This is a genomic window from Methanoregula boonei 6A8 (assembly GCF_000017625.1).
Lineage (GTDB): Archaea > Halobacteriota > Methanomicrobia > Methanomicrobiales > Methanospirillaceae > Methanoregula > Methanoregula boonei.
The window spans coordinates 35,276-56,448 of sequence record NC_009712.1 but is presented as its reverse complement, the minus strand read 5'-3'; the positions used below and the strand labels follow the sequence as shown (position 1 = coordinate 56,448).

24 protein-coding genes are annotated in these 21,173 nt (G+C 56.4%); 12 read left to right on the top strand and 12 right to left on the bottom strand.

Annotated features, from left to right (window positions below; all coding sequences use genetic code 11):
- Positions 1 to 139 precede the first annotated feature (139 nt).
- Genes MBOO_RS00310 through MBOO_RS00290 form a run of 5 tightly spaced genes read left to right on the top strand, consistent with a single transcriptional unit; the run spans position 140 to position 4,780 of the window.
- The gene (locus MBOO_RS00310) at positions 140 to 808 is read left to right on the top strand and encodes a YIP1 family protein (RefSeq protein ID WP_011991074.1); all 669 of its coding nucleotides are present in this window, start codon (positions 140 to 142) and stop codon (positions 806 to 808) included.
- Complete coding sequence (locus MBOO_RS00305; RefSeq protein WP_011991073.1) at positions 809 to 1,969, top strand: COG1361 family protein; 1,161 nt, start codon at positions 809 to 811, stop codon at positions 1,967 to 1,969.
- A 4-nt stretch (positions 1,970 to 1,973) separates the two neighbouring features.
- Positions 1,974 to 2,672 carry an ABC transporter ATP-binding protein gene (locus MBOO_RS00300; RefSeq protein WP_011991072.1) on the top strand — a complete coding sequence of 233 codons (699 nt, stop codon included), beginning with the start codon at positions 1,974 to 1,976 and terminating at the stop codon, positions 2,670 to 2,672.
- Positions 2,669 to 3,862 carry an ABC transporter permease gene (locus MBOO_RS00295; RefSeq protein ID WP_011991071.1) on the top strand — a complete coding sequence of 398 codons (1,194 nt, stop codon included), beginning with the start codon at positions 2,669 to 2,671 and terminating at the stop codon, positions 3,860 to 3,862. Before MBOO_RS00300 ends, MBOO_RS00295 begins: the two co-directional genes overlap by 4 nt.
- A 54-nt stretch (positions 3,863 to 3,916) precedes the next feature.
- Entirely contained in the window at positions 3,917 to 4,780 is an 864-nt protein-coding gene (locus tag MBOO_RS00290) for a class I SAM-dependent methyltransferase (protein WP_011991070.1), read from the top strand.
- 21 nt (positions 4,781 to 4,801) lie between these two features.
- On the opposite strand, the gene MBOO_RS00285 is transcribed toward MBOO_RS00290, so the two are convergent.
- The 5 genes from MBOO_RS00285 to MBOO_RS00265 form a co-directional block, all read right to left on the bottom strand.
- On the bottom strand, positions 4,802 to 6,238 hold the full coding sequence (locus MBOO_RS00285) for an MFS transporter (protein ID WP_011991069.1): 1,437 nt from the start codon (positions 6,236 to 6,238) through the stop codon (positions 4,802 to 4,804).
- 196 nt (positions 6,239 to 6,434) lie between these two features.
- Complete coding sequence (locus MBOO_RS00280) at positions 6,435 to 7,574, bottom strand: pyridoxal phosphate-dependent aminotransferase (protein ID WP_011991068.1); 1,140 nt, start codon at positions 7,572 to 7,574, stop codon at positions 6,435 to 6,437.
- On the bottom strand, positions 7,571 to 7,990 hold the full coding sequence (gene ribH, locus MBOO_RS00275) for a 6,7-dimethyl-8-ribityllumazine synthase (RefSeq protein ID WP_011991067.1): 420 nt from the start codon (positions 7,988 to 7,990) through the stop codon (positions 7,571 to 7,573). The genes MBOO_RS00280 and ribH overlap by 4 nt, the downstream gene beginning before the upstream one ends.
- Positions 7,991 to 8,034: 44 nt before the next feature.
- A complete protein-coding gene (gene ribC, locus MBOO_RS00270; protein WP_011991066.1) occupies positions 8,035 to 8,496 on the bottom strand; it encodes a riboflavin synthase in 462 nt (153 codons plus the stop codon).
- Positions 8,493 to 9,623: a pyridoxal-phosphate-dependent aminotransferase family protein gene (locus MBOO_RS00265; RefSeq protein ID WP_011991065.1), complete on the bottom strand. Its 1,131-nt coding sequence runs from the start codon at positions 9,621 to 9,623 to the stop codon at positions 8,493 to 8,495. The genes ribC and MBOO_RS00265 overlap by 4 nt, the downstream gene beginning before the upstream one ends.
- Before the next feature lie 56 nt (positions 9,624 to 9,679).
- Between MBOO_RS00265 and purE the strand changes: the two genes are divergently transcribed.
- On the top strand, positions 9,680 to 10,072 hold the full coding sequence (purE, locus tag MBOO_RS00260; RefSeq protein WP_011991064.1) for a 5-(carboxyamino)imidazole ribonucleotide mutase: 393 nt from the start codon (positions 9,680 to 9,682) through the stop codon (positions 10,070 to 10,072).
- 126 nt (positions 10,073 to 10,198) lie between these two features.
- Here the strand turns inward: purE and MBOO_RS00255 are convergent, their stop codons facing one another.
- Positions 10,199 to 11,725 carry an autotransporter outer membrane beta-barrel domain-containing protein gene (locus MBOO_RS00255; RefSeq protein WP_011991063.1) on the bottom strand — a complete coding sequence of 509 codons (1,527 nt, stop codon included), beginning with the start codon at positions 11,723 to 11,725 and terminating at the stop codon, positions 10,199 to 10,201.
- Positions 11,726 to 11,907: 182 nt separating this feature from the next.
- Here MBOO_RS00255 and MBOO_RS00250 point away from each other — a divergent pair, with 182 nt between their 5' ends.
- On the top strand, positions 11,908 to 12,345 hold the full coding sequence (locus MBOO_RS00250; RefSeq protein WP_011991062.1) for an LEA type 2 family protein: 438 nt from the start codon (positions 11,908 to 11,910) through the stop codon (positions 12,343 to 12,345).
- 56 nt (positions 12,346 to 12,401) lie between these two features.
- Positions 12,402 to 12,926, top strand: a complete 525-nt coding sequence (locus tag MBOO_RS00245) for a DUF1697 domain-containing protein (protein ID WP_011991061.1) — start codon at positions 12,402 to 12,404, stop codon at positions 12,924 to 12,926.
- A 13-nt stretch (positions 12,927 to 12,939) separates the two neighbouring features.
- Here the strand turns inward: MBOO_RS00245 and MBOO_RS00240 are convergent, their stop codons facing one another.
- The 3 genes from MBOO_RS00240 to MBOO_RS00230 form a co-directional block, all read right to left on the bottom strand.
- Positions 12,940 to 13,974, bottom strand: a complete 1,035-nt coding sequence (locus tag MBOO_RS00240; RefSeq protein ID WP_048068164.1) for a GNAT family N-acetyltransferase — start codon at positions 13,972 to 13,974, stop codon at positions 12,940 to 12,942.
- Positions 13,971 to 14,339, bottom strand: a complete 369-nt coding sequence (locus tag MBOO_RS00235; RefSeq protein ID WP_048068163.1) for an STAS domain-containing protein — start codon at positions 14,337 to 14,339, stop codon at positions 13,971 to 13,973. Before MBOO_RS00235 ends, MBOO_RS00240 begins: the two co-directional genes overlap by 4 nt.
- Positions 14,340 to 14,538: 199 nt before the next feature.
- The gene (locus MBOO_RS00230) at positions 14,539 to 14,925 is read right to left on the bottom strand and encodes an STAS domain-containing protein (protein WP_048068162.1); all 387 of its coding nucleotides are present in this window, start codon (positions 14,923 to 14,925) and stop codon (positions 14,539 to 14,541) included.
- Between the two features lie 137 nt (positions 14,926 to 15,062).
- Here MBOO_RS00230 and MBOO_RS00225 point away from each other — a divergent pair, with 137 nt between their 5' ends.
- The gene (locus tag MBOO_RS00225) at positions 15,063 to 16,697 is read left to right on the top strand and encodes a hypothetical protein (protein WP_011991057.1); all 1,635 of its coding nucleotides are present in this window, start codon (positions 15,063 to 15,065) and stop codon (positions 16,695 to 16,697) included.
- Positions 16,698 to 16,746: 49 nt separating this feature from the next.
- Here the strand turns inward: MBOO_RS00225 and thiC are convergent, their stop codons facing one another.
- On the bottom strand, positions 16,747 to 18,039 hold the full coding sequence (gene thiC / locus MBOO_RS00220; protein WP_083756153.1) for a phosphomethylpyrimidine synthase ThiC: 1,293 nt from the start codon (positions 18,037 to 18,039) through the stop codon (positions 16,747 to 16,749).
- 25 nt (positions 18,040 to 18,064) lie between these two features.
- Between thiC and MBOO_RS00215 the strand changes: the two genes are divergently transcribed.
- Positions 18,065 to 18,667: an MBL fold metallo-hydrolase gene (locus MBOO_RS00215; protein ID WP_011991055.1), complete on the top strand. Its 603-nt coding sequence runs from the start codon at positions 18,065 to 18,067 to the stop codon at positions 18,665 to 18,667.
- Positions 18,660 to 19,100, top strand: coding sequence for a GIY-YIG nuclease family protein (locus MBOO_RS00210; RefSeq protein WP_011991054.1), 441 nt, complete (start codon positions 18,660 to 18,662; stop codon positions 19,098 to 19,100). The genes MBOO_RS00215 and MBOO_RS00210 overlap by 8 nt, the downstream gene beginning before the upstream one ends.
- A 26-nt stretch (positions 19,101 to 19,126) precedes the next feature.
- On the opposite strand, the gene MBOO_RS00205 is transcribed toward MBOO_RS00210, so the two are convergent.
- Both MBOO_RS00205 and cofH read right to left on the bottom strand, forming a co-directional pair.
- The gene (locus tag MBOO_RS00205; RefSeq protein WP_011991053.1) at positions 19,127 to 19,585 is read right to left on the bottom strand and encodes a pyridoxamine 5'-phosphate oxidase family protein; all 459 of its coding nucleotides are present in this window, start codon (positions 19,583 to 19,585) and stop codon (positions 19,127 to 19,129) included.
- Between the two features lie 65 nt (positions 19,586 to 19,650).
- Positions 19,651 to 20,739, bottom strand: coding sequence for a 5-amino-6-(D-ribitylamino)uracil--L-tyrosine 4-hydroxyphenyl transferase CofH (gene cofH / locus MBOO_RS00200; RefSeq protein ID WP_011991052.1), 1,089 nt, complete (start codon positions 20,737 to 20,739; stop codon positions 19,651 to 19,653).
- 115 nt (positions 20,740 to 20,854) lie between these two features.
- On the opposite strand from cofH, the gene MBOO_RS00195 reads away from it, so the two are divergent.
- Entirely contained in the window at positions 20,855 to 21,154 is a 300-nt protein-coding gene (locus MBOO_RS00195; protein ID WP_011991051.1) for a YunC family protein, read from the top strand.
- Positions 21,155 to 21,173 lie beyond the last annotated feature (19 nt).

Here is a 21,173-nt window from a genome sequence, read left to right as displayed (position 1 = left end):
TCAATAGCCCAAATAACGAATATCCGATCTGTGAGTTACCGGACTATCCGGAGAAGGCTATTAAATTTCGCCGATAGATCTGTACTGATCAAAGAGCGGACGGGTTCCTGATTTTATACTTCGTTTATGGATGTGAAAGATGGGGATTAACATAAAAGATCTGATGATAAATCCTGAACGGTTTTTCCGGCAGGCGCTTGGTGAAAAAGAGGAACTCAGGCTCCCGGGCCTTATTATTTTCCTGGGAGCCGCGATAGCGGCGGTATCCGGTTACCTGGCAGGCAGTCTTTCGGCCCGCATGATGGAGCCGGTCCTGCAGGGAATGACTCCTTTCATCATGGCAGTCGCAGTTATTGCAGCATTTTTCGGCACATTTGTTGCCTGGGTGATATGGGCAGGAGTTCTTTACCTCCTTTCCCGGGCATTTAAAGGATCGGGCAGTTTCTCCCGGTGCCTCGAAGTAGTCGGATATGGGTTTGTCCCCCAGATTATCGGGATGCTGGTAACGGTTATTGCAGCACTGGTCTACCTCCCTAAAGTGATCGTCCCCCCCCTCACTTCTGCCGCCATGCAGGACCCGCAGGTAATCAAGGAGGCCACATCAGCACTCATGCACGATCCCGCGATGATGGCATTTACCGAAATCACTGCAGTGGTCTCGATTATTTTCCTGCTCTGGAGCGCATCCATCTGGATCTTCGGCCTGAAACAGGCCCGGAACCTGTCACTGAAGAATGCGGCGATCTGCGTGATGATTCCGGTAATCCTGTTCATCGTTTTCCAAGCCTACTCCCTGGCAGGTGCCTGAATGAAAATTCTGATCAGACTTATCCTTCTCACCCTTGCCCTGCTTGCTCTGACGGGGGAGGCCACAGCGCTGGCTACTTCCGCAGAGATTAACGCCGCCAACAATGTCTACGTCTCCAACGTGACCTATGATCCCGGTTCCTTTTTTACCGGGGATGCCGGGACCGTAACAGTTGCAGTCACCAACGGGAACGCCAATCAGAGCATCGTAGCCAACCATGCTACATTCGGTTTCGATAATAATTTCCAGCTCACCAGCGGGTCCTACGACACCTCATCGACCGTCGGCCCGCTCCAGACACGGACATACACGTTCTCGGTAATTACCCAGTCCGCCGATGGCAGCTACTACCCGACGTTTTCTCTTAATATCGGTGATGCCACCAGTATTTACTACCGGGGACTTGTAAAGGTGGATAATACTCCCATTGTTGCAACCCTGATCGATAAGCCGGATGCATTCACCCCGGCCACCAAGAACACGCTCTCGCTCCAGCTTGCCAATCCCCGCGAGGATGATGTGAAAAACGTCATCGTTGATGTAGATGGGGGAAGCGGGGCAGACATCCTCCCCGCCACGCAATATATCGGGGTGCTTTCCTCCGGCGCGAGTACCGTAGTGAATTTCACGGTAACACCGAACGTCGAGACCACCCTTAATGTAACCGTGAAGTACGACAACGGGGACAATCATCATTCGGTAGATCTGAAGATCCCGGTGGCATTTACCACGGATAAAATGCAGGCCGACCCGGTGATGAGCAATATTGTTATTGCACTCACCAATGGAACCTGTGACGTTACCGGAGATATAACCAATGCCGGCCTCTCGAACGCAAATGGTGTTACCGTTACATCACTTTCGCCTGCCATACCACAGGAACCTGACAGAAATTATGTCATCGGTACACTCAAGCCGGATGACTTTGGCAGTTTCGAGATCACCTTTACTGTACCGGACGGCACGACAAGCGTGCCCCTCCAGTTATCATACAAAGACAGTGACGGTAATATCCTCTCCTCAGTCCAGAATATCGATCTCACCCAGACCACTGCACAACCTAACTCACAGCCAAGCATGCTCCCGGTACTGGTGGTCGTCATTATCGCTGTGATCTTTGTGGGCGGATGGTATGTGTACCTGAGAAGGCACAAAGAGTGACACAGTGACACCGGAGGCGTTACCCGGAGAGGACCAGCCGGTCCTTGTATTCCACGATGTGGTCAAGGTCTACCCCCTGAAAGCGGGGGATGTTACCGCCCTTAACCATATCTCGTTTGCGGTAAACCGGGGCGAATTCATTTCCATCATGGGGCCATCAGGCTCCGGAAAATCCACCCTCCTCAACCTGATGGGCTGTCTCGATACTCCGACGTCGGGAGATATCTTTATCGGGGGGATCCGAATCGGAGATATGTCCGATGTCGAACTCACCAACCTCAGGCGGGATCACATCGGCTTCATCTTCCAGTACTTCAACCTCTTTCCGCTCTTAAATGTCATCGAAAACGTGAATTTTCCCCAGATGCTCAAATCCCGGGCAAAGGTTGATGAGAAGAAAGCGGTTGCCGTGCTACGGGCCGTCAAGCTCGACGAGCACCTCTATGTCCATACTCCCCTTGAACTCTCCGGGGGACAGCAGCAGCGGGTAGCTGTCGCCCGGGCACTCATTAATGACCCGGATATTCTCTTATGCGATGAACCTACCGGTAACCTTGATTCAAAGACCGGGGCAAGCATTATGGAGCTTATGGCAGAGCTCAACCGTAACGGCACTACCATTATCGTTGTGACGCATGACCCCCGGGTGGCCAGCTATACGAACCGGACGATACAGATCGTAGATGGGAGGATTGAATCGTGAGCACCATCTTCTGGGAGATCTCGAAAAGGAATATCCGGATCCACATGCTCCGGTCGAGCCTTGCCATGCTCGGGATCATCATCGGGGTCGTCGCGATTGCGTCCATGGGAATCCTCGGGAACAGTATAGTACAAGCGGTATCTTCGAGCCTCTCTTCAGTTGGGGACAGCGTGATCGTGATGCCCTATGCAGGAGGAAGTGGTTTTGGCGGAGGTGCAAGTTCGGCAAACCTGATGCTGACCGAACAGGAATACCAGCAGATCAAACGGGCAGTTGCCCCGAATATAGCAATTCCCGTCCATTCAACTTCCGAATATATGACGATGGGTGTCGGAAGCGATGATATCGTTGCTACCATCTACGGGCTCCCGCCCGACCAGACAAAAGATCTTCTTCCTGATCTCACCGCTGGCGATTACAGCAACGGGAACTCGGGATGCCTTGTGGGGGCAACCTTTGCAACGGATCATAATGTCAAGGTCGGTTCCCGAATTTCCGTCGGGAATGATGGCCAGTACGGCACGCTCCGGGTCACCGGCATAATCAAGGAGCGGGGCATGAGCTTTGATATCAGTACCGATAACTCCATTGTGGTAACGCAGGACTGGTTCGAGAGCACGTACAACGATCAGTACCAATACAACGAAGTGGTCGTGAAGGTCGCCAACGGAGATACTGCGGATGTCAAGACCACGATCGAAAACCAGCTTAACCGGAATACAAGGGAGAAGTCAGTGACCGTGATCGACAGTAAGGCAACGCTTGCCACCATCATGGATACCTTTGGCATGGTGACCACCTTTGTCACGGCCATCGGCGGCATCTCCATGCTTGTGGCCGGGGTCTCCATCTTCAATATCATGATGATGTCGGTAAACGAGCGGATCAAGGAGATCGGGATTATGCGTAGTATCGGCACCCAGAAACGGGAGGTGATGAGCATGTTCATCTACGAGGCGGCAATCATTGGTGTGACCGGCAGCCTGATCGGCGGGGCGCTCAGCCTTCTTGGGGGATATGCCATCAGTGCGCTGATGCTCAAGACCACCCAGTATCTCTTCACGCTCCCCACGGTGTTCTCCGTGGTGGAGGGAGTTGGCTTTGGGATCATCATCTGCATTCTCTGCGGCCTGTACCCGGCATGGCAGGCGGCAAACCTCAACCCGATCGATGCACTGAGGCATGAATAGCCCTCTTTTTGCGGTGCGTACTTCTAATACCGGCAGGGTGTACCCTTTGTATTTATGGCAGAACCTGCCCTCAGTTGCGAGTATGGCGATATTGACTGGAACGAGGTATGGAAGGCCCGGCAGGATCAGCACGAAACTGCAAGGATCGCTCTGGATACCTCGCACGACTGGGACAAAAAAGAGAATGCAACCCGGTACGCGGCCCAGTCCGTTGGGGAATTTGAAACGCGTATCCGAATGACCCTGGACGATCTTGTAGTCAATTCCTCAACCCGGGTACTGGATATCGGCGCCGGGCCGGGCACACTCGCAATCCCGCTCGCTCCTAAGGTAAAGGAGATCACCGCGGTGGAACCCGGGGCGGGAATGATTATCGCGCTTGAGGAGCGAGCCGGAAAAGAGGGGATCAACAACATTACCTGTGTCCGGAAGACCTGGGAAGAGGTTGATCCCACCCGGGATATCGAAGGCCCGTACGATCTCGTAATCGCTTCCCTTTCGCTTACCATGCATGATATACGGGAAGCGATCCGGAAGATGGATGCGGTCTCACGCGGCGAGATCTGTCTCTACTGGTTCGTGGACCTCCCCTTCTGGGAGCGGATGTATGCCGACCTCATGATCCCACTCCACGGGAGGCCCTATTATTCCGGGCCAAAAGCAGACTGCCTCTGGAACGTGCTGTACCAAGAGGGAATCTATGCGGACGTCAATATGCTCCCGCTGGACAAGGAGTACCGGTTTTCTTTCCGGGAGGAGATGTCAGCGTTTTTCAAAAAACGGTTTGGGGTGACTACACCGGCACAGGAACGGGTGCTGGAAAATTATCTCTCGGGACTTGCCCGCACTGAGGGAAATGACGTTGTTATCTCCGGCACGTCAACATTTGCAAAAATCCGGTGGAAAAAGAAGAGCTAAAATCGAAAAAATCTCTGTTCTTCAGGTATCCTGCTTCTCCTCCGGCCTAGGCGCCGATCCCCGGGTCTCGCGGCCCCGCATCCAGGATAATGCCCCGGCAATACCAATGAGCATGATCGAGACCCATAAAGCGGCATCAATCCCCTTGATGAATGCCTCGGAAACCCCGCCAACAAGGTTTGTGGTACCGATAAAGACCTCGAATGCCACGTCCCGGGGGATGGATGCAGCTGAGACCGTGATGGCGATCACAAAACTTCCCAGGATTCCGATATTCTGCATGGTCCGCAGGATGCCCGAGATCCCGCCATAGGATCCTTGGGGGGCATTTGCCATGACCGCACTGTTGTTGGACGGGAAAAACATCGCAGTGCCAAGACCGGATACGCCGGATGCCACCAGTACTTCCCAGAGCGGGGTATCAATCCCGCATACCAGGTAGATGAGCGTGGCGACAATCAGCACAGCGGTACCGGCGGTCGCAAGTACCCGGGCCCCGTACTTGTCGGAGAGCCTGCCCATGCGAGGGGAGAGCAGGCTTCCCACCACATACCCCGGCGTGAGAAGGAGCGCTGCATCCAGCGGGGATAAGGCACGGATGCCCTGCAGATACATGGTGATCAAAAAGACTACGGAGAGGTACCCGAGGCTTAAAAAGAACGTTGCCATGATGGAATACCGGAGAATCCGGTTGCGCAGTGCGGAAAAATCGATGATGGGATGTGAAGTCCGCCGTTCGAAGACGATAAAGAGAAGGAGGATGACAAAGCCGATACACAACGAGGCTATGTTGGCAAACGCGGTGCCCTCAGTTGCAAAATCCACCCCGGCATAGGAGATGAAGGTGAGCGCTGCACCAAGGAGCAGCATGCCCACAAGATCCAGTTCTGCATGGACACGGGAGTTGTCGGTCAGGTAGCGGAATCCGAGGATTGTTGCAATGATGCCGATAGGGATGTTGACAAAAAAGATGTACTCCCACCCGACAAAGGTCGTGATGATGCCACCCAGCACGATCCCCAGCATCGCTCCGCTCGTCCAGCCAAGGGAGATGTATCCGAAAGCCGTCCCCCGGACATTGGGCGGAAACGTATCTGCGACAATCGCCCCGCTGTTTGCCTGCATCAGCGCACCCCCGACAGCCTGAACACCCCGGGAGGCAATCAGCCATGAGATGCCCGGCGAGAGGCCGCAGAAAAGCGATCCGACCGTGAAAATGCCAAAACCGGCATTGAACATCCGGCTCCTGCCATAGATGTCTCCGATCCGCCCAAGCTGGGTGGTACAAATCGCTACGACCAGCAGATAGATCAGGATGATCCAGAGCGTAGTGACAAATTCGGCATGAAGCGAATCAGAGATGGTGGGAAAGGCAAGGATGACGATGGTCGAGTCAAGCGATCCCATGAGTGTGCCGAGCATGAGAATGGCGATGATGATCTTCTGCTTCGTGTCCATGCGCACTCTGAGGTAAGTTTTACGTGATCAGTTAATCTACCTGTCGAAGAGGGCGGAGTTGGCATGAAAGGAGCTGTTTCTGGTAAAACAGTACGGAATTTTTCTTTATTAAGAAATGTCCGAAAATAGTTTTGAAAACGGGAAAAATTACCCGAATGCTACCGAATAAAAAAAAATATTTCAGCTGGCCGGGATCCTAGTTCCCGCCAAACTTTTTGATCCGGCCCATTGCCTCTTTGAGCCGGTCCAGCGATGCCGCATACGAGAGCCGGATCCAGCCGGGCGCATCAAACGAGCTGCCCGGGGTTGCTGCCACGTGCGCCTTTTCGAGCCAGTCTGTTGCGATCTTCATATCGTCACCGGCTACCTTTATAAACGCGTAGAAAGCGCCGTCGGCCGGAGCACAGATGTAGCCCATATGTCCCAATTCCTTGATGATATACTGGCGCCGCTTATCGAACTCGGTGCGCATCTCTTCGACACAGCGCTGGTCACCTTTGAGCGCCGCAACCGCACCCCACATCGAAAAGGTTGTTGCCTGAGAGACCGAGTGCTGCTGCACCTTGGACATCGCTTTTATGATCGGTTTTGGGGCGATCGCGTACCCGAGCCGCCAGCCGGTCATTGCGTAGGCCTTGGAGAAGCCGTTAATCGTGATCGTCCTCTGCGCCATGTCACCAAGGGATGCAAGCGAGATGTGTTCTTTCCCATAGATCAGCTTCTCATAGATCTCATCAGACATCGCATAGAGATCGTGATCCTCGCAGAGATCGGCCGCAAGTTTCATGGATTTCTTGTCAAACACCGCACCTGATGGGTTCGAGGGCGAGTTTACCACGATCATTTTGGTCTTTTTATTGACCTTTTCAAGAAGAGAATCGTCGAGCTGGAAGGACTCCTGGTTGACCGCATGCTTGACGATCTTCCCACCGGCCATCTGGACGCAGGGCTCGTACGAGACCCAGGCCGGCGTGAGGAGCAGGACTTCGTCGCCGGGGTTCAACACCGCTTCCATCCCTTCGTAGATGGCGTCCTTGGCGCCGCAGGTGACAATCACCTGGTCGGGCGCACAGGCAAACCGGTTCTCTTTTGCGATCTTTTCGCTGATCGCAGAAAGCAGTTCGGGGATGCCGTCGCTTGGCGCATAATGCGTTTCGCCCCTTTTGAGGGCGTCGATGCAGGCGTCCGTGATGTGTTTTGGAGTATCGAAATCGGGCTCACCGATCGAGAGGCTGATGACATCGATGCCCTCCCTCTGCATCTTCTTTGCCTTGTTGGAGATCTCAATCGTCGCGGAGGGGGCAATCGCCGCGACCTTCTCCGAGAGCTGCTTCATTGCAATCTTTTGACAAGCTTTACTGCAGATTCAACAGCGCGCTTTGCATAATCAATCCTCTCGTTTGCTTCGAGACGGCTCATGCCGGGCCCGGAGATGCCAAGCGTGACCGGCTTCCCGAACTCCAGGGAGAGGTCTATAATTTTGCGGGCCGCGTGTTGCACGACAATCTCGTCATGCTGGGTTGCTCCCTCGATCACGCAGCCGACGGTGACGACTGCATCGACTTTTCCTGCGGCAAGCATCTTCTTGATTGCAAGGGGCATGTCAAAGGCACCCGGCACGTACAGACACTCGGTTACTTCAGCGCCCAAAAACGCTGCATGCTCCCGTGCTTCGATCTCCATCATGTAGGTGATGTCACGGTTAAACTCCGCGACCACGAATCCCAGTTTTATCGGCTTGGTATCGCACATACCTGATCATCTCGTTTTAATGTTCATAAACCTGTCAATGGTCCCTACCGCCGGGCAGGGCCGGCGTCAGAAAATCCCTGACGCTGGCCGGTTCCGGCGTCTTTCGTTAGGGCCTCCGGGTGGAGGACGAGTTTTACGGCATTGACCGCGTGCTCCCGGGTGCGCTGCTCGGCAAGCCATGCAAGTTCCGCATCATCCTTTGCCTCGTCCTCGTGCACGAAGACCTCGATGATGTGGTGGTTTGTCATGAGCTGGCACATGATGAGCCCCTGCGATGCCTCGTGGGCACAGGTCTTGTCCTTCTCCTTTCCCCCCGGCATCCCCAGAGCCATCACAATATCGCAGCGGCGCTCTTCGATCAGTTTCTTGCAGGCAACCGGCAGGTCCTTCATTCCCGGTACGGTCACCCGCTCGATCGCCACGCTCGCGTGCTTTTTGAGCTCGTCGATAGCGATCGCTCCCATATTAACGCGTGAGAAAGTGGTGTCAGCGACACCCACCTTCATTCCAGCACCTCGGCCGCAGCCTCGACACCGTTGCCCTTGATCTTGTAGCCGGCCTTTACAAGACCGTGCTGGGTTGCGGCAAGCGTAGCGAGGATCTCAGGTGCGCTCACGGCGCCCATGGTCCCGATACGGAAGATCTTGCCCTTGAGGTGGTCCTGGCCACCGGCAATGGTGATGCCCAGCTTCTTGATGGTCGCCCTGACCGCATCGTCACTAATACCATCAGGATACGAGACCGCTGTAACAGTCGTTGCGTACTCGTGCTTTGCATCGAGTTTCGGGAAGAGAGAGAGTCCCCATGCCTGAGCTGCGGCGCGGACGGCCTTTGCCATCTTCTGGTGCCGGGCAATCCGGTTGGCAAGCCCCTCTTCCTCAACAATAAGGCAGGCCTCGCGGAGAGCGAGGAACAATGGGACCGCCGGGGTATACGGGGTCTCCATCGGTTTCCCGGCAGCGCTTTTCTTGTACGCCGCAAGATCGAGGTAGTACGGCGGGTTCTTGGTGAGCCGCTCCCATGCCCGGGCACTCACGGAGACTGCGGCAAGGCCGGCCGGTGCGGCAAGGCACTTCTGCGAGCCGACAATCGCGACGTCAACTCCCCACTTGTCGGTCTCGACCAGGTCGCCACCGACAGAAGTGATGCCGTCCATGACAAAGAGCGCATCGTGCTTGCGGGCGAGCTTCCCGATCTCTGCCGCCGGGTTCTTGATCCCGGCCGAGGTCTCGTTGTGAACCAGAGTGACAACCTGTGCGCCCGCCTCGAGCTGTGCTTCGAGTGCCGCAAGGTCAAGAGGTGTGCCCCACTCTGACTTGATCTCGTGGGCTTTGCCGTAACGCTGGCTGATTTTATAGAGGCGTTCGCCGAACTTTCCGTTCACAAAACAGGCGATCTCCTTGTCCCGGCCGAAGTTTGCGACCGCGGCTTCCATGCCGGCCGTGCCGGACCCGCTGATCACGAATACATCGTTGGTGGTCCCAAACGTGGTCTTTAAAACCCTGACGCAGTCTGCATAGACCGCACCAAACTCGGCGCTCCGGTGGTTGATTGCCTGACGTGACATTGCAAACCTGACCCGTTCAGGCATCGGTACCGGGCCCGGAAGCATAAGGAGTGATTCTTTTTCCATGTGGATCTGCCAATAGTATATTTATATAGACGGGATATAAGTTTGGATGGCTTAATATGGCAGACGTAAGTATCATCTGCGGATCTGCATCCGATGCCGCAATTGCCGACAAGGCAAAGAAGATTCTTGACGAGCACAAGATCACCTGGGACTACCAGGTCATCTCTGCCCACCGGGACCCGGACAAACTGGATGCCTATATCAAAAATTGCCCGAGCGGGATCTATATCGCTATAGCCGGCCTCTCGGCCGCGCTGCCGGGGGTCATCGCTTCAAAGACCGACAAGCCGGTGATTGGGGTTCCGGTCAGCGGGACCTTGAACGGCCTTGATGCCCTGCTCTCGATCGTCCAGATGCCCAAAGGTGTGCCAGTAGCTTGCGTGGGTGTTGATAACGGGGATAACGCGGCACACCTTGCGATCCGGATCCTGAAACTCGCAAAGAATTAGATCTGCTCTTTTTTTCAGATTTCAGATTTTTTTCTGTTTTTTAAAACTTTTTATGAGAGATCAGGTCTTATTTTCACCGGTAAGCCCCTCGACTGATCTTGCAAAAAAAGTTTAGAGTTTTTTATTTTATGCCGGCTTGAGCATTCCGCTACCTGAAAGCGTGTACGTCTTCCCGTCAAGCGCACTGTTTGCGGCAAGGCTCGCATCATAGGTCACCATGTGGCCGTTCCCGTTGATGTTCGTGATATTTGTCCCGGAGATCCCGCCCGCATCTGAGAGACTTGTCAGTACCGAGTCCCCGGTAACTGTCCACGTGCTTGTCGCATCGAGTGTCAGGGCTGCCGGGTTGATCGCACCGGTCAGCGTGGATCCGTTTTCCAGGTTGACATCAATCGAGCTGATACTGTCGGCGGTCACGTTCCCGGCTAGGGTTTCGCCGTCAGCGGAAAATGTGACGATGCCCCCGTTCTCACCGGTGGTGCCCCACTGGGACGCTGCGGCCCGGATAAGCGATCCCGATGTGGTGACCGTTGCACCTTTGAGGTTGACGACTCCGTGGGTGTTGGTGACAAAGAAGAGCGGCCCTCCGGTCGCGGTCAGTGAGCCACCGTTCATTGTAAAGGTCCCGGTACCCTCAGACGCATCGCCGGACATGCTCTGGTAGATCATCACGCAATCGGACGTGCTGCTCCCTCCGCTAAGGGACGTGTTATCGAGGCTGATGGAATTAAATCCTTCAATGACGGCTGCTCCGGGTTCAGCGTCAATGGTTGCATCCTTAACCGAAATGATGCCGGTCGAGTAGATGCCCGGTGAACGCAGACCGGTGCTCTCAAATGTTCCCCGGGTAACCGTGATCACGCCGCCGCCCCGATCAGTGGCGAGAGGGGCTCCGCTTTCACCTGTGGTCGCGATATTGACATCAGTAAGGGTGATGTTTCCTCCCAGAGTTGCCATGACCCCGTGTGCCCCGCCACCGGACGCCGTGATGGTGACATCCGAAAGCGTGGCCGAGGAGCCGGTACCTGTAGAGATCACGCCGTTTGCACCCGATCCGGTCGATGCGATCGTGCCACCCTTAATTGTCATGGTGCTGCCCTGGTTGACCAGGACCGCGGCATTAAGGCCATAGAAACTGCTGGCATCGTTGGATGATGAATCGCCGCTTGTTGTGATTGTCGGATTGATCAGGGTGAGGACACCGCTGTTGGTGACATAGACCCCGGACACATCTTTGGTGGCGGATGTGTATGTCTGGCCGGTCTTTGTCGCTGTCCCGCCATTCAACGTGTAGGTACCATTAAAGGTGTACGCGGATGCGCCGGAGTTACTGCCCGGCCCACCGGATCCACCGGCGCCCATGCCTCCTGATGGAGCACTGCCTGATGGGGCATTACCCATCGTTGTGCTGTTGCCTCCGGGACCGGGCTGACCCCCCGGACCTGCACCACCGGGCGCAGTGCCGTTAAAGGACATACCTGATGGAGGTCCGTTCTGCATCGAGGTCACATTGCCTCCACCGGGGCCTGGATTACCGGAGGATGTACTGGTTCCGCCAGCCTGCGTTGCCCCCGTTGTCGAGGTGCATCCGGCAAGAATGACAACGGCAAGCAGCAGCATAACGGAAGCGATCGTGAAAAATCTGTAGTTCATAGTGATCACGGTTTGTTGGTTTCGGTGATGGTTAGCACCGGGAACCTATAATATTGGACAGATGGTAGCGGTGAAATACCGGACCCGGGCAGGGAATAGTTGAACCTCCCGGTGTACCATACCGGGACCAGATCATAATCTCACGGGCAGGATTATCCCCTCCCGCACCACAGATCCCTTTCATGCCTGTCCTGTCCGATCCGGTGGTGACCCTTGAAGGCGTATCGCTCCGGAACGTTTCCCTCTCAAGCATCGGGCTTGAAGTGGCGATCCGGGTGGAGAACCCCAATCCTCTGGGAGCTGATCTCCAGGAGTGCCTGTTCACGGTTATCTATCCGAATGGAGGGGCAGACAACCGGATCGCAACAGGAAATACCGGGGGCGCAAAGATTCCCGCACGGGGATCCGCGGTGCTCAGGGTCCCGGTCAGCTCGGACAATGCTGCACTTATCGGGGCACTTGCTGCCTTTGTCACACACGGGGGAATTGAACTGACCATCAAGGGAACAGCCGTCCTAAAATTCCTGATGATTACAAAACCGGTGCCCTTCTCCCGCACCATGTCTGTAAGCATAGGCGAGATCGCCGACATTGTGACCGGGCAGAACAAAAAGGAGTGATCAGGAGACCGGTATATCCTACCGGGACCAACAACGAGAATTAGTGGCGGAAAACCATGACCACTTTTGTTGCATTCCTCCGTGGTATCAATGTTGGCGGGAATAATCTTATTCCCAAAAAAGAGTTGGCAGTTATTGGTGAGCGGGCCGGCCTCGCGGGAATCTGCACCTATATTAACAGTGGAAATATTCTTTTTACCAGCAACCGCTCCGAAGAGGAACTCGCGGCAGCGCTTGAAAAGGTGCTGGCAGGAACAACCGGAAAGGAGATCCGGGTTGTCATCCGCAGCGCAGAGGAGCTTGACGGAATCGTCAGGAGTAACCCGTTCCCGGACGCAATTCCGTCACAAGTGGGGGTCATGCTCGTTACCGTGCCTGTTGGAAAGGATATTCTTGCAGAATTTGTCATCCCGGGACGGGAGATTGCTGCTGCCGGGAAACGGGAAGTCTACGTTTACTACCCTGACGGCATGGGCCGCTCGAAACTTAAATGGCCGCCTTTATTGAAAACCGGGACGATGCGGAACATCACCACGCTCACGAATCTTGCCGGTCTCGCGGGTGAAAAGGATGGGATGTAAATCCAATCGGGTTTCAGCGTTTCTGGAGATCCGGTTTTCTCTGCGAGCCTATGTAGGCAAGGAGGCGCGATCCCGCCGGGTCGGACAGATGGATCTGATCGCAGCTGATCTTCTCCCGCGAGAACTCGTGGAGAAGGATCAGGCCTTTTTTCCCGGGAAGAATCCCGGAGAAGACAAAGCCGGAATCTTCTGCTGCCATAGCTGCAGCAGGAGTGCGGGGGTCACCTGCATCAAGATGCATCCAAATACTCTGCGCACCCCGGGCCCGGAGATTCCAGAGGGTCTGTGCAACAGCCTGGCGGAAATTGTACCCGCTGCCCCGTACAAGGATCCGGCCGACCCGGCTCTCATCACTGAAGCCTTCCTCGAGGATCGTTGGACCCGGGCCGGAGTCCTCCTCTGCACCCGGGATATACCGGATCCCAAGACCCCGGCAGAGCTCATCTACCATTTCCCGATAGCGTTCCGGGAGATACTGCGGCCCGTACTGCACGGAAGAGCGCAGCTTGGTGCAGAAACCCAGGCTCTCACGCTGGCTGAGGCGCTCTGCGATTCCCACAAGCGATATCTCCTGAGGATATGCCCCAAGTATAATGGCACTCGGGGTATAGCCCAGTCCTCCAAACGTTTTCCGGGAGGGAGGGCTTGACAGGAAGACACCTGCCGTGAGTGCAAAAAAACCTCTCTTCTCACCGTAGGCTGTCAGGTACCGCGCCAGGGCTCTCCCCAGATGGCGGTTGCGGCAGGCCGGTGTGACAACAAGGGATCCAAGGAGCCCGATCTCCGGGAAACCGGGATAAGCACGCAGTGTCCCATGTCCGATCACCCGCCCTTCCGGGTCGGTTGCCACAGCGGAAAACAGTTCCCCGTTTTCCGTCTTGTTCAGGAGATCTGACGGACTGTAGAGGAATTTTTCAGGATACGTGTCGCGGTATGCTTCGTGCATCAGCTGGGAAACCCCCTGTGCCTCATCGGCCTCCAGGGGATGAATGTGGGTGTTGTCGCCAATGGCACCGGCGGAGACGTGAAAGTCATGATCCATGGTCATGCACCTCCCCACACACGGGGAATCGGGGCCGCAGCCGTTGCAATAGCCGGGATTGCATCGGCAACAGAGAGATACATCGGAAAGAGCCGGTTAAACCGGTTCATTTTCAGCGCAGTATCGACAAAACCCCTGCTACCCGCAATAACCACAACAGATCCCGTCGAAGCCCTCATATTCCTGAACCGGAGCAGCGCACGAAGGCCGGTCCTGCTCAGAAAGGAGAGTCTCGAAAGATCAAAAATGATCGGGGTAGCCGGCGGCAGGAGTACACAGTACTCCAAAAATTTCCCGGCCGAGGTTGTATCGAGCCACCCGGAGAACGTTACGATGACGATTCCCCGGGATATTTCGTGGTGGATCTCCATTTCTATCACCTGAACTATTGCGAGGGAACATCTTACCGGTGAATATAAAATGGCGGGGAAGTTGGAAAAAAAAAGGGAGATCTTTTCCAGTTGTCTAAAAATGTCCCGGAAAACAACATTGGGATGACGGGCCAAAAGGCGTGAATAGGGGTGTTGTCGCCAAAAGAGTTGAAGTGGAGGAAGAGGTCACCCTCCACGGTCATGCATCGGGCACTTTGGTTGCCGGCCCTGCAATCGCCTGAATTGCATCGGCCGCGGAAGAGTACATCAGGAAGAGCTGATCAAATCCGCTCATCCGGAGCACTGAATGGACAAATCCTTTGCTTCCTGCAATAACCACATCTGCTCCCCGTTGTCTTTGTTCCTTCCCGAACTGGAGCAATGCCCGGAGACCAATACTGCTCACGTAGCTGAGACCCGAAAGATCGAGAATAACCGGGGCTTTCGGCAGGGCTGTGCAGTACTTCAAAAACTCCTCTGATGAGGCGGTGTCGAGCCATCCTGCGGGAGTTACGATGATGATTCCCTGTGATACTGTTTGAGAGATCTCCATCTTCTTTACCTCTGCGATTGAGTAAGGAGGCATTTTGCAGGTGAATATATAAAAACGAGGGTGGTTTGGAAAGAAAATGCGGGATCTTTTCCGTCCGCCCTTATAAATTCAGGACTTCCAGGGTCGGGATGGCGCTTTATACAACCTCTGCGTAATCAGGTACTAGTGCTATGTATCCCGATCAGGCAACATTCCGGAGGATGGTAGAGGAAGAGCCTGATCTCTCGGGGGCTGCAAAAGAGACCCTCCTCACCCTGTACGATGGTCCCCTGCACCTCCGGCAGATCCTTGAGCGGGTAAATTTACCGGAGGCCGCGGGGGAACAGGAGGGCCACAAAGACCGGGCCATCACCGAATCGGCCCTCAGGAAAAGGCTGGAACTCCTGATCGGGCGGGGGATCCTTGCCCGGGCGGGAAGCGAGCGGACTAATCCCTACTATTACATCCGCCGCCCGTGGATCTTCAACAAGTACATCCTTATCAAGTGCCGGGACAAGCCCCACGAGGGCCTTCTTGACCTGACTGTTCTGCTCCACGAACTCAGCCGTATGGGTGATGGGGAGAACGCCGCCCTTCCCCACCCGAGATTTATCTCCGCGGTAGGGGAACGGACAGAGCGGAGCCACCAGATCGAAGCCGCGTACTCGGCATTCCAGAAGATCCTCGGGAACAGCAATGCGATCGGCGACTACCTCGAAGGGATCTACGATGACATCTATGCAGGAAAGATCCCGGAGAGCGACATTGACAGCATGGTGGCCCGGAACTTCCTGCGGTTTGTAGCCACCGGGCCGGTCGAAGAGCGGGAGGCCCGGTTTTTTCTGTGGTACGCGGATTTTTTCACGATACTCAACCAGTACCAGGAGGCATACGAGGCATTTGTCCGGGGTGTGGCCCTGGCAGAACAGCAGGGCCTGGCTCTTCCGGCCCTTTTGTCGGAATCCCGGATCACCAAAGGCCGTATCCTGCTCCACCTCAATGACCTTACCGGGGCAAAAGAGGCATATCTTGAACTTCTCCGGATCCGGGATGCCGATCCCCTCCTCAGGGCAAAAGGGCTCCTTGGCGCCGGCGAGGTCGAGCTGCTCTGCGGGGATTATGCACCCACGTCCTCACCGGCCCGGTTTGTCCAGGCGCTCGAGCTCTGCGGAAAAGCGGACCCGGCCAGGACCAACCCGGATGTCGCCGAGCTGCGGGCCGATATCCTGCGGAGGACCGGGACGGCATGCCGCCTTTCCGGGAAGTCTGACGAGGCCTCCGGGTACTACGACACGGCAGAAGAGATCTATCGCAACGGGATGATGCGGGGCCTGGTCATGCTCCTGCCCGAACGGGCCGAGCTGTTCCGGGCCCGGGCGTTCCTTTCCGGCCCGGCGGAGGCAGAAAAAGCGTGCGCACAAGCGGCGGCAGCATACGATGAGGCAAAGACCGTGGCCCAGAGGGTGCGGAGTGTCAACTGGTTTGCCCACTGCCTTATCGGGGAATGCGAATGTGCACGCGTGGCATTCCAAAAGTGCAAAAAACCGTTCCCCCGGGACCTTGACACAAAATTCCAGAATGCGTTTGAGATCTATTGCCAGATCTCCTCGCACTGGGGCATTGTCCAGACATTCCTCTCAGAAGCGCTCCTCTTCCATGCAGCGCCGGACTCCTTCCCGGACAGGTACGCGTCCACAGCTGACAAGCTCGAACAGGCCGAGCGGTTCAGCCGCGAGCTCGGGCTCAGGAACGAACTGGCAATCATACAGCGGATAAAATCCGGCTGCGGGCAGGAGTCCGAGCTCCACCCGCTTATATTCCTCTGACCGGTAAAAAATGTGTCCGGCGTACCTTCCGGACGCGAAAAAAATCGGCTTATTCTTTCTTCTTTGAGGCTGCACCTTCGAAGAGTTCCCGCACCATCTTGATCGCACAGAGGTCCCCGCACATCGAGCAGGTGTCCGTGTCCCCGTCCCGGACATGGATCGCCTTTGCGTGATCGCCATAGAGTGCCAGCCGGAACTGGGCGTCCCAGTCAAGATCGTGCCGGGCCTCTGCCATCTGCACCTCGCGTTCCATCCGGTATCCTTCGTGCCGCCGGACGGTATCGCCTACATGCGCCGCGATCTTTGCGATCCGGGTTCCTTCGATGATATCCTCAACGTCCGGAAGAGCGAGGTGTTCGCTGGGAGAGACCATGCAGAGGAAGTCAGCCCCGTTCCGGCAGGCCTCCGCCCCGCCGATGGCCGCGACAACGTGGTCGTAGCCTGGCGCGATGTCGGTGACGATGGGGCCGAGCAGGTAGAGCGGCGCATGGGCGGTGATCTCTTTTATCATCCGCACGTTGTAGCCCACCTGGTCATAGGGCATGTGCCCCGGTCCCTCGATCATCCGCTGGACGCCCGCGGCAAGGGCACGCTGTGCAAGCGTCCCGAGCGTCACGTACTCCACGGATTTGGCAAGTTTTCCCGCGTCCTGCAGGCAGCCGGGCCGCATCCCGTCCCCGAGGCTGATGGTGACATCGTGTTCTGCGAGGATCTCCAGCAGGTAGTCGAACTCCGAAAAAAGCGGGTTCTCCTCGTCCCGGAGCATCATCATTGCACAATGGAATGTCCCGCCCCGGCTCACCACCCCCATCAGGCGCGGGTCGAGCTTCAGGGCATCGAGCGCCTGCCGGTTCACCCCGCAGTGGAGGGTGAGGAAATCCACGCCCTGTTTGCAGTGCTCCCGGATGACCTTAAAGAGCAGGTCGGCATCCACATCGGCAGCGTTTCCCGCCCGGCGCACCGCCTCGTACACCGGCACCGTCCCGACCGTGGTATCAAGGGCAAGCATTTTTTTGCGGATCGCAACAAGGTCCCCCCCGGTGGAAAGGTCCATGATGGCATCGGCGCCGTTATCGAGCGCCGCTTTTGCCTTCTTTTCCTCAAGGGCATACTCACACCGGGAGCCGGAGGTCCCGACGTTCACGTTCACCTTAACCGTGCAGCCCTGCCCGATGGCGCAGGGGCGGTGCCGGCGTGCGGGGTTTGCCGGGATCACAATCCGCCCGGCTGCAATGCGCCGGGCCATCCGTTCCGCATCCATGCCCTCTGCCCGTGCCGCTTCTGCGACAACAGCAGGAATACCAGAGGAGCAGCTGCGGATAAGCATATCCATAACAAACATCTGTTGGGATGCTTTATTATTGTGCATGCAGGTCAGGTGGATCCCCGAGCAGGGGGCGCTCGCAAACTCGTATATCTTCGGCACGGTCCTCGTGGACGCCGGTCTCCTCCCTATGGCAATCCAGCCGTTCAAGGACACGATCGATACAATAGTCCTTACCCACTGTCACTTCGACCATACCGCCCATGTAAAAGAGATCGCCCATATGTGCAAGGCCAAGGTCGCGATCCATCGGGCGGATGCCATGGGTCTTTTCGAGGATGCACAGAGCCTCTCCATGCATTTTGGCGCCCGTTCTCCCGGTATTGCACCGGATATCAAACTCAATGACGGTGACACCATAGGCGGCCTGACCGTCATCCACACGCCGGGCCATACCCCGGGAAGCATCTGTCTCTGGTCAGAGGCAGACAAGGTGCTCATCAGCGGCGATACCGTATTTACCGACGGTGCGTTTGGACGCTACGATTTCCCCGGCGGGAGCCGGCAGGCGCTGGAAGAGTCCCTTGACCGGCTTTCTGCCCTCGATGTGGAGGGGCTGTACCCGGGCCACGGCGAGCCGGTGGACTGCGGCGGGAAACGCCACATTGCTGCGGCACGGCAACTCATGAAGGGCGGGTATGGATAAGGGCATATACTGTCTTGTGGTAAAAAACCCGGCCTGCACCGTTGAGGTTGGGGCGCTTGGCCCGGTCTCGTTTGCGGCCGGCTGGCACGGATACATTGGTTCTGCCCTTGGTCCCGGGGGGCTTGTGCGGCTCGAACGTCATCTCCGGCTCGCTGAGCACCGGGACAAGCGGCCGAAATGGCATATCGACTACCTCCTCTCCGATCTCCGCTTTTCGGTTGCATATGCGATGAGCGCCCCGACTGCCGAACGGCTCGAATGCAGACTCGCTGCCCTCCTTGCCCAAGGTGGGACAGGGGTAGACCGGTTCGGGTGCAGCGACTGTGACTGCCCCTCCCATCTCCTGCACTGGCACCGGGACCCAAAAAAAGAGATTATTGCTGCGTTCTCCAGCCTCGGACTTACACCCGGTACCAGAACGCGTGATACCTAAGTGCAGTGACGGAAAAGACCGGCTGATTAGTATCCATGTTGTTTTGCGGTCATCCCATCAAGGGAAATTTTTACCAGGCAGACCTTCTCCAGTTCTTTTTCGGTAAAAGGGTGATCCGGGATGCCGTAGTGCCGCAGGATGGCGTTCATTGCCTCGCGCTTCTCCTCGTACCAAGTCAGGTTCTTTGCGGTGCCGGTGCAAATGACGCTCCGGTACCGCATCTCCCAGGAACAGGGATTCTTGTCCGGGATCGGCCCGGTGGAGTGGTCCACTTCAACGCAGCAGCGGGGGTTCTTTAGGAGCATCTCCATCTTCTTTCCCGCTTGAGCCGAATGGAAATAGATCGCGTTGTCCCGGTAGGCAAAGCAGACCGGCACCACGTACGGCTCGCCGCCGTCGGCCAGCCCGATCCTGCACACCTCTGCGCTGGTGAGGATCGCTTCCATCGCACCCCGGTCCGTGATCTCCCGGTCTTTCCTTCGCATAGTACCGATCACACCGTTGGATCATGAAGGATAAAAGGCTGTAAGGCCGGGGCAAAAAGGGAGGGTCAGACCGGTTTATAGAGGGTTGTGCGCCGGCAAAGCGTCCGGCCCAGGTCTTCTGCTACCCGCTGCATCTCGGCCGGGTCCAGGTAATCGGTATTTGTAGCGCCGGCACCCTTGGAGATGCTCTCTTCAAACATCGTGCCCCCGAGATCGTTTGCCCCGGCAAGGAGGCCAAGCTGCGCCATCTTGATCCCTTCCTTGACCCACGAGACCTGGATGTTTGCGAAATTGTCAAGGAAGAGCCGGGCAACTGCAACCATCAGGAGATCTTCCCGGCCGGTGGCCCCTGCCCGGGCGGTCCCGTTCCGGAAGATGGGTGTGTTCATGTGGATAAACGAGAGCGGGACAAATTCCGTAAATCCTTTGGTTTCGTCCTGGATCTCCCGGAGTATGGCAAGGTGGCGCACCCGGTCTGCATCGGTCTCGCAATGGCCGTACATAATAGTGGCAGTGGTGGGAATCGCGAGCTGGTGCGCCTCTCTGATAATACGTACCCATTCCGCGGTCGGGATCTTCTGAGCGCAGATTTTCTCCCGGACGGAATCAACGAGGATCTCGGACGCTGTCCCGCACATGGAGGCAAGGCCGGCGTCCTTCATCGCCGCGAGCACCTCTTTTGTGCTCATGCCGCTTTTCCGCGCCGCATATGCCACCTCCATCGGGTTACTCGCGTGCAGGTGTACCCCCGGGGCGGCCTCCCCGATCCAGCGGTACACATCGATATAGGATTGTGCGGTAAAGGCCGGGTGCAGGCCGCTTACCGTACAGATCTCGGTAACATTCCGCGATTTTGCAAGCGCAGCCTTCTCCCGGATAACCGCCTCATCATGGAAATAGATGCCCTCATCGCCGGGCTTTTTTCCAAAACCGCAGAACCCGCAAGCGTTGACGCATAGGTTGGTCACGTTGATATTCTGGTTCCTGACATAGGTAACTGCATCACCGACAACCTGCTCCCGTTTCTCATCCGCGGCAGCCGCGATCTTCCAGACGTCGCGGTCGCGTGTTGAAAAGAGGCGCAGTGCGTCCTTTTCGCTAATCCGGTCCCCTTCCACTGCACCGGAGAGGAGTGTGGCACGATCCCTGTCCATACGATCACCCTTCGTCTTAGTGTGTCACACTGTGTCACACTGAACGTAAACCTATCGGATTGCCTGTCCCGCAGTCCTTATAACACCGTGGCACCAATGTCCATTCAGGAGTGTTATGGAAAAAGTCACCGTTCAGCTGGCTCACAAGGTTGCCGAAGGGTACGTTATCCCGCTGGGACCGGCCAACCTCGTGGCCATTATCACCGACGTTGGGCTTGTCGGGTGCGGCGCTTTCGATGTGGCTGCGCTGGACTCGTTTAGTTATCCCGCTGCAAAAGTCCGGCCCGCCACCGGCCCGTCCATTGTGAACACGACCGATATCCTGACCGGGATCGTAAAAGAGACCAACCGGGCAGCCATGAGCCGGGGAATCAAGAACGGTATGACCGGCCGGCAGGCACTGGAACAGCTGTAAACGGGGATCTGCCCCAGCT